Source organism: Gemmatimonadota bacterium, assembly GCA_026387915.1.
GTDB lineage: Bacteria > Gemmatimonadota > Gemmatimonadetes > Gemmatimonadales > Gemmatimonadaceae > Fen-1231.
In genome coordinates this window covers 14,460-29,471 of the sequence record JAPLKS010000012.1, presented here as the reverse complement: position 1 = coordinate 29,471, position 15,012 = coordinate 14,460, and the positions used below count along the sequence as shown (strand labels likewise).

The 15,012-nt window shown below is 63.6% G+C and carries 9 protein-coding genes and 1 pseudogene; 1 reads left to right on the top strand and 9 read right to left on the bottom strand.

Annotated features, from left to right (window positions below; all coding sequences use genetic code 11):
- Nucleotides 1-169: 169 nt before the first annotated feature.
- The 5 genes and pseudogenes from NTZ43_06960 to NTZ43_06940 all read right to left on the bottom strand — a co-directional run bounded on the left by NTZ43_06960 (nucleotide 170) and on the right by NTZ43_06940 (nucleotide 6,504).
- On the bottom strand, nucleotides 170-520 hold the full coding sequence (locus NTZ43_06960) for a hypothetical protein (protein MCX5766945.1): 351 nt from the start codon (nucleotides 518-520) through the stop codon (nucleotides 170-172).
- A 97-nt stretch (nucleotides 521-617) separates the two neighbouring features.
- Nucleotides 618-2,453: a translational GTPase TypA gene (gene typA, locus NTZ43_06955; GenBank protein MCX5766944.1), complete on the bottom strand. Its 1,836-nt coding sequence runs from the start codon at nucleotides 2,451-2,453 to the stop codon at nucleotides 618-620.
- 177 nt (nucleotides 2,454-2,630) lie between these two features.
- Nucleotides 2,631-3,818, bottom strand: coding sequence for an alpha/beta hydrolase-fold protein (locus tag NTZ43_06950; protein ID MCX5766943.1), 1,188 nt, complete (start codon nucleotides 3,816-3,818; stop codon nucleotides 2,631-2,633).
- Nucleotides 3,819-4,012: 194 nt separating this feature from the next.
- Nucleotides 4,013-5,029 (bottom strand): annotated as a pseudogene (locus tag NTZ43_06945) (type IV pilus twitching motility protein PilT).
- Nucleotides 5,030-5,481: 452 nt separating this feature from the next.
- A complete protein-coding gene (locus NTZ43_06940) occupies nucleotides 5,482-6,504 on the bottom strand; it encodes a cation diffusion facilitator family transporter (protein MCX5766942.1) in 1,023 nt (340 codons plus the stop codon).
- Between NTZ43_06940 and NTZ43_06935 the strand changes: the two genes are divergently transcribed.
- The gene (locus tag NTZ43_06935; GenBank protein ID MCX5766941.1) at nucleotides 6,482-7,807 is read left to right on the top strand and encodes a hemolysin family protein; all 1,326 of its coding nucleotides are present in this window, start codon (nucleotides 6,482-6,484) and stop codon (nucleotides 7,805-7,807) included. The two genes, NTZ43_06940 and NTZ43_06935, sit on opposite strands and share 23 nt — an antisense overlap.
- A 62-nt stretch (nucleotides 7,808-7,869) precedes the next feature.
- Here the strand turns inward: NTZ43_06935 and pdxA are convergent, their stop codons facing one another.
- The 4 genes from pdxA to mfd form a co-directional block, all read right to left on the bottom strand.
- Entirely contained in the window at nucleotides 7,870-8,763 is an 894-nt protein-coding gene (gene pdxA, locus NTZ43_06930) for a 4-hydroxythreonine-4-phosphate dehydrogenase PdxA (GenBank protein ID MCX5766940.1), read from the bottom strand.
- A 1-nt stretch (nucleotide 8,764) separates the two neighbouring features.
- The gene (locus NTZ43_06925; GenBank protein ID MCX5766939.1) at nucleotides 8,765-10,132 is read right to left on the bottom strand and encodes a peptidylprolyl isomerase; all 1,368 of its coding nucleotides are present in this window, start codon (nucleotides 10,130-10,132) and stop codon (nucleotides 8,765-8,767) included.
- A gap of 4 nt (nucleotides 10,133-10,136) precedes the next feature.
- Nucleotides 10,137-11,624, bottom strand: a complete 1,488-nt coding sequence (locus NTZ43_06920; protein MCX5766938.1) for a peptidylprolyl isomerase — start codon at nucleotides 11,622-11,624, stop codon at nucleotides 10,137-10,139.
- A 74-nt stretch (nucleotides 11,625-11,698) separates the two neighbouring features.
- The gene (gene mfd / locus NTZ43_06915) at nucleotides 11,699-15,010 is read right to left on the bottom strand and encodes a transcription-repair coupling factor (protein ID MCX5766937.1); all 3,312 of its coding nucleotides are present in this window, start codon (nucleotides 15,008-15,010) and stop codon (nucleotides 11,699-11,701) included.
- Between the last annotated feature and the right edge of the window lie 2 nt (nucleotides 15,011-15,012).

Genomic DNA, 15,012 nt, shown 5'->3' with positions numbered 1-15,012 from the left:
TTGAACCTCGGACCTCACGCTTATCAGGCGTGCGCTCTAACCACCTGAGCTAATGGCCCAAACCTCACCAAATCACTACACCAGAACCACTAAATAAAACGGGCAGGTGCCCGTCCGTCAATGAGTTACGCGCTGTATCGCTCAGGCCAACCCACCGCCTCTGGCGCCCCTAGTCCTCGCCCTTGTTGTGCTCCGGATGCGGCCGACTGTCCTCGTCCGCGCCGTCGAACTCGTCGTCCAGCTCGATGAGTTCATCGTCGAGCTCGTCGTCGTCGGCCTCAGGGTCATCAAGCAGGCCGTCCTCATCGTCGCCGACCTCGTCATCTTCGTCGAGATCATCGTCATCGTAGTTGGGGTCGGGTTGCTCATCGTCCGGATTATCGTCGATGAGCGCCACCGCGCCCGCGTCGTACACCCCACCGGCCCGGCCGGTCCACCCACTCACTGCCCAAGGATCCACAGCCTCAAAGGCACGCACGCCCAGCTCCGCCAACGCTGGCGATACTACACTGCCCGACATGGTTCCGTTCTCCGTGAGATAGTGCTCTGATTATTGCTGCACGCGGCGCCCTGCAAATTCTGAACGCCCCGACCGCACGACGTACTACCCAGCGAAGTTAGACGCCTGTGCGGTCTTTCTTCAAGTCTCGCGTCGTACGCTTGCGATCGCTTTGCGCCAGCACGCGCTTCCGAATACGGATGGAGAGCGGTGTCACTTCAATCAGCTCGTCTTCTTCGATGTATTCCAACGCCCCTTCGAGCGTCAAAATGCGCGGCGGCTCGAGCATGATATGATCGTCGGCGCCCTTGGAGCGCATGTTGCTCAACTTCTTTTCGCGGCACGGATTCACGTCCATATCGCCCGGACGCGAATTCTCGCCGATGATCATCCCCTCGTACACGGCCTCGCCGGGCGCGCAGAAGAGTGTCGACCGGTCCTGCAGATTGTTCAGCGCAAAGCCGATGATCGTGCCGTTTTCCATCGACACCAGCACGCCGCGCCCACGCCCTTCGAGCGCACCCGCCCACGGCCCGTATTCCAGGAACCGGTGGTGAATAATGCCGGTGCCGCGCGTGCTCGTCATGAACTCCGAGCGATATCCGAACAACCCACGGGCCGGAATCTTGTACAGAATGCGCACCATCCCCTGCCCGGGGTTCTTCATTTCAATCATCTGCGCCTTGCGGGGGCCGAGCGCCTCGATCACCACGCCCATGTACTCTTCGGGCACGTCGATCGCCAGCTCTTCATACGGCTCCATCCGCTCGCCCTTCGGCCCCACGTGCAGAATCACGCGCGGACGCGAGACCTGAAACTCAAAGCCCTCACGACGCATGGTCTCCATCAAAATCGTGAGATGGAGTTCGCCGCGTCCGCTCACCGTCCACGAATCGGTGGCCTCGGTCTCTTCCACACGCAGCGCAACGTTGCGCTCGAGCTCCTTGTGCAGGCGCTCAATAATCTGACGGCTCGTGACGAACTTGCCGTCCTTGCCCGCGAACGGTGAGTTGTTGACGAGGAAGTCCACCGAAATCGTCGGCTCTTCCACGGCAATGCCTTCGAGCCGTTCTGGGTTGTCGGGGTCGGTCAGCGTCAGGCCGATTTCCACACCTTCGAGTCCGGCCAGCGCCACGATCTCGCCGGCAGCGGCCGTTTCCACCTCAATGCGTTCCAGGCCTTCAAAGCCATAGAGCTTGGTCACCTTCGACACGGTCGCCTTGGCGGTCTGGTCGAGCGGCAACAGCGCCACCTGAGCGCCCACGCGCGCGGTGCCACGCTCCACGCGCCCAATGGCGAGTCGGCCGAGGTACGGCGAGTAGTCGATGGTGGACACCAGCATCTGAAAGGTGCCTTCCGCATCACTCGGCGGCGGCGGCACAGTGTCGACGATGGTCTGAAAGAGCGGGACGAGATCCACGGCTTCGTCGTCCATCGACATGGTCGAGACGCCGGTACGGCCGCTGGCATACACAAAGGGCGCGTCGAGCTGCGCCTCGGTGGCTTCGAGTTCAATCAACAGGTCGAGCACTTCCTCATGCACGCGCATGGGGTCGGCGCCCTGGCGGTCAATTTTATTGACGACAATAATCGGGGTGCGTCCGAGCGCGAGCGCCTTCCGCAGCACGAAGCGCGTCTGCGGCATCGGACCGTCAAAGGCATCGACCACGAGCAACACGCCGTCGACCATGCGCAGAATGCGCTCCACTTCACCGCCGAAATCGGCGTGTCCTGGTGTGTCGACGATGTTGATCTTGGTGCCACGCCAGTGCACCGACGTGTTCTTGGCGAGAATCGTGATACCACGCTCGCGCTCGAGCGGGTTCGAGTCCATCACCCGTTCGGCGACGATCTGATTTTCACGGAATGCGCCGGCCTGGCGGAGCATCTTGTCGACGAGCGTGGTCTTGCCGTGGTCGACGTGGGCGATGATGGCGATGTTACGGATTTCCATAGCATCGAAAGATAACCTAGTTGGGGCCAAAAAAGCGGGGGCAGGGCATATCCGTGACGCTGGATGCCCCGCCCCCTCCCAAATGGCCCTCTGGAGGGCGTCCCGCCCCCACTCTGGCCGTGCGCTTCTGGGCCCCCGAGTCCTAGCTCCTGGGGCCCAGCGGGCGCTCGCGGCCCCCTATTTGCGAACCCGCTCAAAGACCGTGGGCGGCCCCCCAACATCGGAGCGCAACCGCACCACCTTCCCCGCCCCGTCACGCTCGGCGGTCACCGTGCCGTCCCAGGCGCGCGAGAACAAATGGTCTCGGTCGGCCGCGAGAAGCACCATGCTCACCTTCTTTCCGACCATCGACTGCTGCAACTCCATCCCCTTGCCCTTGGCGACCAAAGTCACCTGTTGCCCGTCCGCGGACTTCCATGCGCCCACATACCCCGCCGTTTCCTTGGGGCCAAGCAGAATGCTGGGGCGCCCGTAGTTGCCATACAGGAAGCGGAAGGCGCGGCTGATCGCGGCGCCAATCACGGAGACGTGCGTCTCCTCGGGGAACACCTGCGCGCCCACCGACAGATTCGAAAAGTTCGCGCGCAACGACACATCGAGCTTTTTCATGGGCACAACCATCACGTCGCTCTCTTCGGAGCCCACCGTGATGTAGGCGCGCCCGTGCGGTTTGACCGCGGCGGCCTTGGCTGGCGCGATCCACGAGAACGACACGCCGTTGTCCCACCAGAGCGAGGGCGACCCCACCCAATAGCGCGTGAAGAGTGCGGGTTCGTTGAGCAATGCGTAGGTGGTGAACAATCCACCGAGCGAGTGGCCGCCGAGTCCGCGGTCCGCCGGGTCGGTGCGATATTCGGCTTCGAGGAACGGAATGAGCTCGTCGCGAATGAAGGTGAGAAAGGCTCGCGCCTCGCCGCTCTTCGGCGCCAAGCCCACCACCCCGGTGGTTTTCTCTTGGGTGGGGGTATAGTCACGCGTGCGACTCGCGACGTAGTCCGGCGTGAACACGCGCGGATCGTTGCCGGGATATCCCACGCCAACGAGGATCATGGGCGGCACGCCGTTGCCCAGCCCTAGCCCCGTGTAGATGCCCAGCGTGGACGCGAAGGCGAGGTTGCCGTCGAGCATCAAGAAGACAGGATACTTGCGCGTGGTGCTGTCGAAGCCCGCCGGGAGCGCAATGTCGAGCCGGTACGCGATGTGCGTGACTTTCGAGACGAGCACGCGCTGCACAGTGCTGGGCAGCGACACCGCGACCGGTGCGGCCGGCGCTGGCGGCGCTGGCGCCTGCTGCGCGCCGATCGGCATGGCAAAGGACAACACGGCGCACCAAGCACCGGCGAGGACCGCTGAGATTCGTCGCATGGGATTTCCCGAATGAGAAACGGTGTTGTGACCGAACGTGGAATGTTGGAGCGCTAGCGTCGCACCGCACCCGGCTTCGCGGCACCGGCCGCCGGTGGTCCACCAGCGGTCGCCGATGCCGCGTGCGTCGGATCGCTCTCGGCGAAACTGGTGTCGTGCCCCTTGGCTTTGAGCATCGAAAGAAAGTACGTCTTGTCCACCGCTTTCATATACGCCTCTTTCGGCTCCACCAACCGCTGCTCCACTAAGTCGAGCAGGGTGTCGTTCATGGTGATCATGCCAAGCCGCTTGGAGGTCTGCATGATGCTCGGAATCTGGAAGGTCTTGCCTTCGCGAATCAGGTTGGCCACGGCGGGCGTCACGAGCAAAATCTCACGCGCCGCAATGCGGCCGCCGCCAATCTTTTTGCAGAGCACCTGACTCACCACGCCCTTGAGCGACTCGGAGAGCATGGTGCGCACTTGTTCTTGGCGATCGGCGGGGAACTGGTCAATGAGCCGGTCGATGGTGCTCGCCGCGGTGGTGGTGTGCAGCGTGCCGAACACGAGATGCCCCGTCTCCGCCGTTTCAATGGCGATACCCACCGTCTCGAGATCGCGCAGTTCGCCGACGAGAATGATGTCAGGGTCCTCGCGCAACGCGGCGCGGAGCGCGCTCTTGAATGAATCCGTGTGCACCCCCACCTGCCGCTGCGTGATGATGCAGTTCTTGTTCTCGTGCACAAACTCAATGGGATCTTCAATGGTGATCACATGGTCGGAGCGCGAGCGATTCACGAGATCCACTAACGCACAGAGCGTGGTGGATTTACCTGAGCCCGTAGGCCCGGTGACGAGCACCAGCCCCTTGGTGAGGTAGAAGAGATTCTGCACCTCTTGGCTCATCCCCAGTTGATCGGCGGTGACAATGGTGCTCGGAATCACGCGAAACACCGCGGCAATTCCTTTGCGATCTTTGAGCACATTCGCGCGAAACCGTGCGATCCCCTCAATTTCATACGCAAAATCGCTGTCGGCGTGCTCGGCGAATTCCTTGGCGTTGCGATCGGGCATGATGGCGTGCATCAACCGGTCGAGCTCGTCGTTTTGGAGCTTGCCCTCACCGTCCATGCGAAGCATTTCGCCATGTTTGCGCAGGATGGGCGGCTCGCCCACGCGGAGATGGAGGTCGGAGCCGCCTTCGGTCACGAGCGTGCGCAGCAGGCGGTCCATCGCCAACTTGGCTTCCTCGGGGTCGTACGCCGCCATCTTCACGCTTTTCCGCACATAGGGTGTGGTGGGCGCCTCTTCGGCGGGGAGGTTCAGCGGCGTAAACATTCCCGTACGGCGATGAAAGTCGCCCTGGTCATCCACGACAATCGTGACATTCCACTTCCCAGCGGCCAGCATCGCGCGCACGGAGAAAACACCGTCGCTTCCTTCGTAGCGAAACTTGACCGGCGTTTTGGCTTCGAGCTGCGCCACAGTGGCCGGCGCGGCGATCTCGCGGAGCAGGGCCACCACCTGCGAACCGGCAAGCGGCTTGGTCACCGGGCGTTCGGCGCCGTCCACCGTGAGTGACGCGGCCTCGTCTTCGCGCAGGAGGAGTTGATCCGCGCGATTACTGATCATCACGCTAAGCAAACGGTCGAGTTGAGCCATGAACGGAAGAGAGGAAGCGGGGGTTAGACGGCGTGCACCGGTTCGCGAACACAGTCCGCGAGCGCGTTGCCTTCTATTTGAATGGTGACGTGATGAATGCCCTGCGCGGCGGCCGCGGCGTTCATGGCCTCGAGCGCCTGCTGATGCTGCACCGGATCGCGCACGAGCGCGTGTGCACTCATGGCCACCACACCTGAGGTGAGGGTCCACACGTGCAGGTCATGGATGGACTCCACGTGCGACACACTTTCGAGGGCCGTGCGCACGGTCGCAAGATCGATGTGCGCGGGCACAGCTTCGAGGAGCACATCAATACTCTCGCGCACCAGCGACCAGCTGCCGCGCACAATGAGGACGGTCATCACCACCGAGGCGATGGGATCGGCAATGGTCCATCCCTTGAGCCGCACGCAGAGCGCGGCCACCACGGCCGCCACCGACCCTAACAGATCGCCCAGCACATGCAGATACGCGCCGCGCACGTTGAGCGAATGTTCGGCGCCCGCATGGAGCATGCGGGCGGCCACGGCATTGACCACGAGACCCGCGATCGCCACGACCAACATCACCCCGGTTTCCACCGGTTCCGGATGCTGAAAGCGGCGAATGGCTTCCCAAATAATGGCGACAGAAATCAGCAGCAACGTCGCGCCGTTAAAGAACGCGGCGAGAATTTCCCAGCGAAGGTAGCCGTAGGTCTTCTGCGGCGTACTCGGTTGGCGCGAGAGCCAGGCCACAAAGAGCGAGAACGCGAGGGCGCCCACGTCGGTGAGCATGTGTCCGGCGTCAGCGAGCAGCGTGAGCGAGTTCGACATAATCCCGCCCACCACCTCCGCAACAAGAAAAATCGCGGTAATAATCAGCGCGCCTTTGAGTCCCTTGGCGGCGTGGTGGTGGTGCCCGTGATCGTGTCCACTATGGGAATGCCCGTCGTGGGAATGCCCGTCGTTGGCGTGATCGGCGTGCGCGTGCGCGGCCGCTCCACGCTGGCGTGGGGCTGGGCAGTCAGCATAAGTTGCATCCGTGCTTGCCCGCTTCGCGCTCATAGTTGTTCTGCTCATCCTCAACGGTTACTTCGTGGCGGTGGAGTTCGCGCTTGTGCGCTCCCGTCGCACCCGTTTGCAGGCAATGATCCGCGCGGGCGACCCTCTCGCCCATCTCGCGCTCAGCGCCACTGATAATCTCGCCCGAGTACTCTCCGCCAGCCAGTTGGGGATCACCCTCGCCTCACTGGGGCTGGGCTGGACCGCCGAATCGGCCCTCGGCGACGCTTTTCAGGGGGTGGTCGCAAAACTCCCCTTTCTGATGGAGCCCGCCGTCCGATTGAGCGTGGCTGCGGGCATCGCGCTGCTCTGCGTGACCTATCTGCACGTGGTCTTCGGAGAACTGGCGCCGCGCGCCCTCGCGTTGAGCCAGCCCGAAGTGGCCGCCAAGTGGCTGGCGCCACCGCTCCTGGGTTTTGCCTGGCTTGCCGCCCCCTTCATTAGCGTACTGCACGCCTCCGCCACACTGGTGCTCCGCCTGCTGGGCCAAAAAGCTGAAATTGGGCACGAGACGGTCCATTCGCCCGACGAGCTCCGGCTCTTGGTGGAGCAAAGCGAGGAACAGGGCGCGCTCGAGAGCACCGACGCCGACATGCTCGACGCCGTCTTTGAATTTTCAGAAAAAAACGCCCGCGAAGTGATGACCCCGCGCACCGCGATGGTCGCGATTCCGGTAGAGGCCACGCTCGACGAAGCCGTCGCGATTGTAGACGAGGCGGGGTTCTCGCGTTATCCGGTCTTTGAAGAATCGATTGACCAGATCGTGGGCATGGTGCACGCCAAGGATCTCCTCCGCGCGCTACGTGCGTTGCGCACAGAGGGCGCCGGCAGCAGCGCCGCGCCATTTGACCTTCGCGCGAGTTGCCGTCGCATCCACTTTGTGCCGGGCTCTCGCGAGGTGGAAGAAGTGCTCGCCGACTTCAAACGCCTCAAAGAGCACATGGCCATCGTGCTCGATGAGTACGGCGGCACCGCCGGACTCGTCACCATGGAAGACTTACTCGAAGAGCTCGTCGGCGAGATTCTCGACGAGTACGATGAGTCCATCAAGCCGCGTGAGGCGGGCTCTGCCCCTGGCGAAACGATCGTGGCCGGTGCGACCCCCATCAACGACGTCAACGACAGCTACGGACTCACGGTGCCGGATGATCAGTACACGACCATCGGCGGCTACGTCTTTGGCCTGCTCGGCAGACTCCCGGTGCAGGGCGACCGCGTGTCGGGGGGCGGGGCGACATACACGGTGCGGCAGATGGAAGGGAGACGGATTGAGTCAGTGGCGCTGGAGAAAGACAAGGGCGAGTAGACCGTTGTTCGTTTTCCGTTATCGGTAAACTGTTTCACACTTAACGGAAAACCGATAACGGCCTACGTCCTACTCGCCGTTGCTGTTACCATCCGCGCACACGCCAGTATCGCCGCAACCATCGACCCTTCGTTCGCCACGCCCTTCCCCGCAATATCCAGCGCCGTCCCATGGTCCGGACTCGTGCGCGGAAACGGAAGCCCGAGGGTGATGTTCACCGCCGACCCAAAGCTCGCCACCTTGATGGCCGTCATCCCGACATCGTGATACGGCGCGATGACCGCGTCGAACTCGCCGCGAAGGGCCCGCACAAAGACGGTGTCGGCGGGGAGCGGGCCCACCAGTCCAAACGCGCGCGCAGCGGGAGCAAGAATGAGCTCATCCTCGCTGCCAAAGCGACCACCATCGCCAGCGTGCGGATTGAGCGCGCAGAGTGCGATGCGCGGATTGGCAATCCCGAGCTGCTCACGCAGCCCCGCGCGCGTAATAGCCGTCACGCGACCAATCACCTCGGCGGTCACCGCGTCCGGCACATCGCGCAGGGCAATGTGAGTGGTGGCGAGCACCACGCGGAGCGCGTCGGAGGCGAGCATCATCGCCGTGTCCGAGCCGGTGAGCACGGCGAGCAGTTCGGTGTGGCCCGGATAGTCGTATCCGCCGGCGAGTAATGCGTGCTTGTCGATCGGCGCGGTGACAATCCCCTGCACCGCGCCAGATTGTGCGAGTTCAACGGCACGCACTATGGCGAGCCCAGAGAGCTTGCCCGCGTCGGCTTCGGAATCGCCCGCGCGCCACGCACCTATAGAAACATCAGGCGGTACCGCGAGCCCCGTGGGTCCCACCACCACGGGCTCGCACACGGCGCGCACCTCCGCGCTGGCAAGCGCTTTAGCCGTGACCTCAGCGCCAATGCCGCGAGGATCGCCAAGCGTGATGGCGAGCCGTGCGCGCGTCATGCTACAGCTTAATGACGACGAACTGTTCGCGGCGCAGTTGGTCAATCAACCGGCGATACTGTTTTTCCTGCTGCAGGCCGGTGCGAATACGCTCTCGGTAATCCGCGACGGTGTACTCCCCGCCGTCCTGGCGGTCGATGACCTGCACTACGAAGTACTTGGGCTTTCCGCCGCGCGGGTCAAGAATCGCAAACGGCTTGGCAAAGCCACCCTTCGTCACGCCCTCAAGCGCCGTCTTGTATTCCGGCGGCAGGTCGTCAATCGGCATGCCGTCGGTGGCGCCTTTGACTTCCGCGTTGTCGTGGTAGCGCACCACGAGGGTGTCGAACGATGTGCCCGCCTTCCAGTGAGCCAACGCCGAGTCCGCGCGCAGACCTGCGTACGCCACATCGGCGCTGTCGACCACCGGCACAATCAGAATGTGCCGCGCTTTTACTTCGGCCGGCTGCACACGATCGACGCGAATGATGTGAAAGCCGAACGACGTTTCGACGGGGAACGGGCTCACCACACCAGGCACGAGCGCAAACATCATGCGATCGAACTCCGGCACCATCGTACCGCGTCGGTTCCAGCCAAGATCGCCACCGGTTTCCTTGGTGGTGGGATCCATGGTTTCGCGCTTGGCAATCTGCTCAAAGTCAGCGCCCTTTTTGTTGAGCTCTGCAATGAGTGCTTCTGCCTTCTCGCGCGCCGCCTTGATGGCCGCCGGACTGCCCTTGGGACGCACGACGAGCTGGCGGAACGCCACCGTCGCCGGACGCTTGGGGAAGTTGCCCTTGGCTTTCTCGAAGGCATCGGTCACTTCCTGTTCCGTCACGCTGACCGGTGCGGCCAGCCGCCCACGAGCGCGGAGCGAATCCACGGCCTTGGTCTGGAGTCCGTCGCGGCGCGCTTGATCGAGCAGGAACTTCCGGTATTCCGTTTCGGTGCCAAACCCACCACCGCGCAACGCATCACGGAACTCCGCGTCGCTCTTGTACCGGGCACGCAGTTCTTTGAATTTCTTTTCGACCGTTTCCTGCAGGTCGGTATCGGGAATGTCGATCTTGAACTGCTTCGCCGCGGCGATGAGCACTTCTTGATCGATCATGTTGTTGATAATGTCGCGCGCCATTCCCATGGCCACCGACGAATCGGACGGCAGCGGTTTGCCCTGCGCGGCCAGATAGATCTGCTCGAGCACCTCGCTCCACAGGATGGGCTTGTTCCCCACCACGGCAACAATCCGATCAATGTGATTGATGGCCGGCGTGGCACCGGGAAGCGCCGGCACAACCGACGCCGGAGCCTTAGGCGGCGTCACCTGAGCCGCGGCAGATGCCGCGGCTCCGGTGAGCACGAAGAGCGAAGCAACGAGTCGACGCATGCGTTTACGGCTTCTTGGGAGCGGGCTTGGCCGGATCGACTTTCGTCGGCTCGGCTGCAGGAGCCGGAGCAGCCTGCCCCGGCATGGGAACGACAGACTGCGGCAACGTGGCGGCCTTGGCTGAATCGGCCTTCGCCTTGAGCTTGGCGCTCTCGGCGACGGCGCGTTCAATGCCCGCCTGCACCACCCGAGCGTCGTACTTCTTGCGCAGCGCAATGGAGACCGGCTCCGACACGTCGACGAACTGCGCCTGATTCTTGAGCAGCTTGTCGAGATACGCTTCGATGCGGCTGGCGGCGAGACGCTCGCGTTCGGCGGGCGTCTTGGCGCTATCGGAAAGTTCCTTGGCCGTGATGTGCAGTGCCGCGATCGTATTGTCGAACGAGCCACGGAACGCCGTGCGAATACCGGCGAGCTCGGCCGTGTCGAGCGTGAGCTTCATGGAATCGGCCGCATGCAGAATGAGCTCGTTGCGCATCACGTTGCGTACGAAGTACGGGAGCGCCGAGTCCGGCGCTTGCCCAATCTGCTGACGAATGTTCGACTGCGCCGGGAACGCGGCAATCCACTTGGCCATGCGCGACGCGGTCATGTTGCCGCCGCGCGACGAGGCGACCACCGCATTGTCATCGCGGTACGCATCCGGGTTCTCGGCAATCAACTTCACCAGCTTGGCGGCCGTCGGCTTGACGTCGACGTTGGCGCCCTTTTCCATGTTGGCAATGAAGGTGCTCTCGGCGCCCTGCGACGCCGTACGGCCGTAGGCCTGCGAGAACTTGTCTTTGGCGTCGGCCCACGTTTCACGCTTGATGATGTGGAAGCCGAACTGCGACTGCACCAAGCCACTGACCTCGCCCGGCTTGAGCGCGGCCACACCCTTTTCGAACTCTGGCACCATCGCGCCCTTGGGGAACACGCCGAGGTCGCCGCCCTGCGCCGCCGAGCCGTCCTTGCTCCACTTCTTGGCCATGTCGGCGAAGTTCGCCGCGTTGACCATCTTGAGCACCCGCTCGGCTTCTTTGCGCACGGAGTCGAGCTGCGCCGGCTTCATGGTCTGCGGATTGACCATGAACAGGATGTGCCGCGCGGCGTACATCTCGCCAGCGTTGTACTTGGCCTCAAACTGCGTCGGATCAGCGGCCGGGAAGGTCTTGGCCACCGTCTCGTAGTATTTCTTGCTCTTGAGCTGCGCGATCTGCGCCCACATCGCTTCGTCAACAGCGGCCGGTTCGCCAAAGGTGTCGCCCTTGGCAACCGACTGGGCCAGCAACTGGTAGTTCACCCAGAGGTTGCTGATGGCGACGGCGATTTCCTTTTTGGCCGGCACCTGTGCGGAGGCGAGCATCTCGGCCAAGCGCTGCACGGACAGTTCCTGCGAGCCCGCCTTGGCGGCAAGATCCACGTGAGCGGTAAGCGCATCACGGAGACCGGCGCAGGCAGACAAAACCAGGGTGGCCGCGACGGCGGCGGCGCGAAGACGATGACGGGACATGGAGGAGTGGGTGGAGGCGGAATGTGGAGGTGGAACGCGCTGCCCGAGGGCCGCTCCGCCGACCCGAGAGCGTACTACCCGCGGGTCGGTACAATGGTTCGGAGCGCCCGAGCGAGTCCCTCGAGCATCGGGGATCCACCCAGCCGCGTCAGCTTCAACGACAATGGCTGGACACGCCTGACATCCACCTGAAACTGCACGTCGCGAAATGCGGCGGACAGAGGCTTCATGCGGGGTATCGCGTCCGTTCTAAAGGTAACACGGGCTTCCTCCCCGCGCACCAGGATTCCCTCCACCCCCAGCTGGGCCCCGGTCATCCGCAGTTGGGCCACGAGGAAATAGGCCTCCGCGGCCGGCGGAAGGGCGCCAAACCGGTCGCGCACCTCGTCGCGGACGGCAATGATCGCCGCGGGGTCGTCGAGCGCGGTGAGACGGCGGTACAGGTCGAGTTTGGCGTCCTGACTCGGGATGTAATCGTCGGGGAGGAAGGCTGGGGTGTCGAGTGCGACATCGGCGGGCGGCGGGGGCGGCGCATTGTCGCCGCGCATCACCCGCTTCACCGTCTCCTCGAGCATGCGCAGGTAGAGGTCGAACCCCACGGCATGCACGAACCCCGACTGCTCGGGGCCGAGCAAATTGCCGGCGCCGCGGAGTTCCATGTCCTTGAGTGCCACGCGATAACCGGCGCCGAGTTCGGTGTGGTGCTCGAGCACCTTCAGTCGACGTTCGGCGTCTTCGTCCACTTGGTCGGGCACCATCAAAAAACAGTACGCGCGCCGGTGCGAACGCCCCACGCGGCCGCGCAGCTGATACAGCTGCGCCAACCCAAGGTGATCGGCGCGCGACACAAACATGGTGTTCGCGTTGGGCACGTCGAGACCGCTCTCCACGATAAGTGTGGACACCAGCACGTCCACCTCGCCCCCGACGAACTGTGCCATCACTTTTTCGAGCTGATGGCCGAGCATTTGACCGTGACCAACCGCCACCCGCGCACGCGGCGCGATGCGCCGAATGTGATCGGCCACGGCCTCAATGGTCTCAATGCGGTTGTGTACAAAAAACACCTGACCGCCGCGATCGAGCTCGCGACTGATCCCTTCTTCGATAATCCCGTCGTCCCAGGGCTCAACAAAAGTGAGCACTGGCGAACGATCGCGCGGCGGCGTTTGCATCAGAGTCATGTCGCGCAAGCCGGCGAGCGACAAATGCAGGGTGCGCGGAATGGGCGTCGCCGTGAGCGTGAGCACGTCGGTCTCGAGCTTGAGTTGCTTGAGCCGTTCTTTGTGCTTCACGCCAAAGCGGTGCTCCTCGTCGACAATAATCAGCCCGAGATTCGCGAACGACACGTCCTTCGAGAGCAACCGATGCGTGCCGATGACGATGTCCACCTTCCCGGCCTTGAGCGCGTCGAGCACTTCTTTCTGCGCCTTGGGGCCCTGAAAGCGACTCATCACTTCCACACGCACGGGAAAATCGGCAAACCGATCGCCAAAGGTGCGCGCGTGCTGCTCGGCGAGCACCGTCGTCGGCACGAGCACCGCCACCTGACGCCCCGTCTGCACCGCTTTGAATGCGGCGCGCACGGCGATTTCTGTTTTTCCGTAGCCCACGTCGCCCACGAGCAGGCGGTCCATGGGCTTACTCCCTTCCATGTCGCGCTTCACATCTTCAGTGGCGGTTCGCTGGTCGGGCGTGTCCTCAAAGAGAAAACTCGATTCGAGCTGGCGCTGCCACGCCGAGTCGGGATTGTGCGGAGGGCGGCTCGCGACTTTGCGACGCGCGTACAAGTCGAGCAGCTCAACCGTCATTTCCTGAATGGCGGCGCGTGTTTTGTCGCGCTGCGCCTGCCAACGACCGCCACCAAGTTTGTGCAGACGCGGTGGCGGCGCATCTTCGCTGACATCGCCCACCGAGCGAAAACGCTCGACTTGATCAATGCGATACAGCGGCACGTTCAGGCGATCACCGCCCTCGTACTCAATGACCGCGACTTCCACCGACGTTTCGCCCGCGAAGATCGTACTCAAGCCGCGATAAATTCCCACGCCGTGCTCGAGGTGCACCACGTAGTCGCCCACCTTGAGTGCGGTGACCGCTTCGAGCGCGGTGCCCGCCGCATACCGTCGCACGCGACGAATGCGCCGCTCGCGCCGGAAGATTTCATGGTCGGTGAGGACGCGGAGTCCGTCCGCCACCATGCCACCGCTCGTCGGAATCACGAATCCGCCGCCGAGCACACCAATCACCAATCCCGCCGGCGAGGGCGAGCCTGGGCGATCGGCCAGCAGTTCATCGAGGCGTTCGGATTGCCCCGCGTTGTCGCACAGAATGATCGTCGGCGTGCCGTCGCGCACGAGCGCCGAGAGGCGCTTCATGTCGCGGTCAATCGGCTCCGGGCGTCGCAGGGGAAAGACGACCGTGTCCGGCTCGTTGTCGGTCTCATTGAGCTGGAGCGTGGCCACGCGTGCGAGCGCGCGCAGCGCCTCGTCTGGCTCCGCAAACAGTTCGTCGCGACGCGCCACATCCTCACCGCGACGGCGCGCCACATCAATGTGATGCGCGGCTTCGTCCCACGTGCGGCGCATCTCCGGTGCGAGATGTACGCCGCGCGGCACAATGACCAGCGTGCCGGGCGGCCAGAGTGCGCCGATCTGTGTGCGCTCGTCGGGTGCATCATCGGCGTCCGCGCCACCAATGGCGTCCACGGGAAGAATGAGCGCGACCTCGGCAGGGCGCGTCGTGCGCTGCGTGAGCAAATCGAAGTGACGCAACTCGGCGATTTCGTCGCCCCAGAACTCGAGGCGCACGGGCTCACTCATGCCAAACCCGTATATGTCCACGATGCCGCCGCGTACGGAAAACTGCGCGACGTCCTCGACCATCTGCACGCGTTCAAACCCGACGCTCGAGAGGTGTTCACCCAGTGCCTCGAGGCGCCACACATTGCCGCGGCGCAACTCCAACCGTGACGCGGCAAGCGCGTGCGGAAGCCGCGTGCGCTCAAGCAGGGCGCGCGCGGTGGTCACCAGAATGCGCACGGCACCGCGACTCAACCGCTCGAGCGTCTCTACGCGCTCGCCCGCGACTTCGGCGTGCGGCTCGACTTCACCAAACCCTTCGCGCGGCGGATACAACGACGCCGCGCCCTCGCCGAGTACCGACTGTAGATCCGCGAGCAGTCGCTCGGCTTCGGGGAGTTGATCGGCCGCCACCACAAACAAGCGATTCGGCTCGCGCTCGGCGAGCGCACCAATGAGCACCGCGTCGCTTGATCCTACCAGCCCCGACACGTGCTGCGTGCCGTGATCGCGCGGCAGGGTAGCAACGAGCCGTGTAAAGGCGGGGAGCGCCGCGAGGCGCTCAACGAGTGACGGCAGTGCCATGG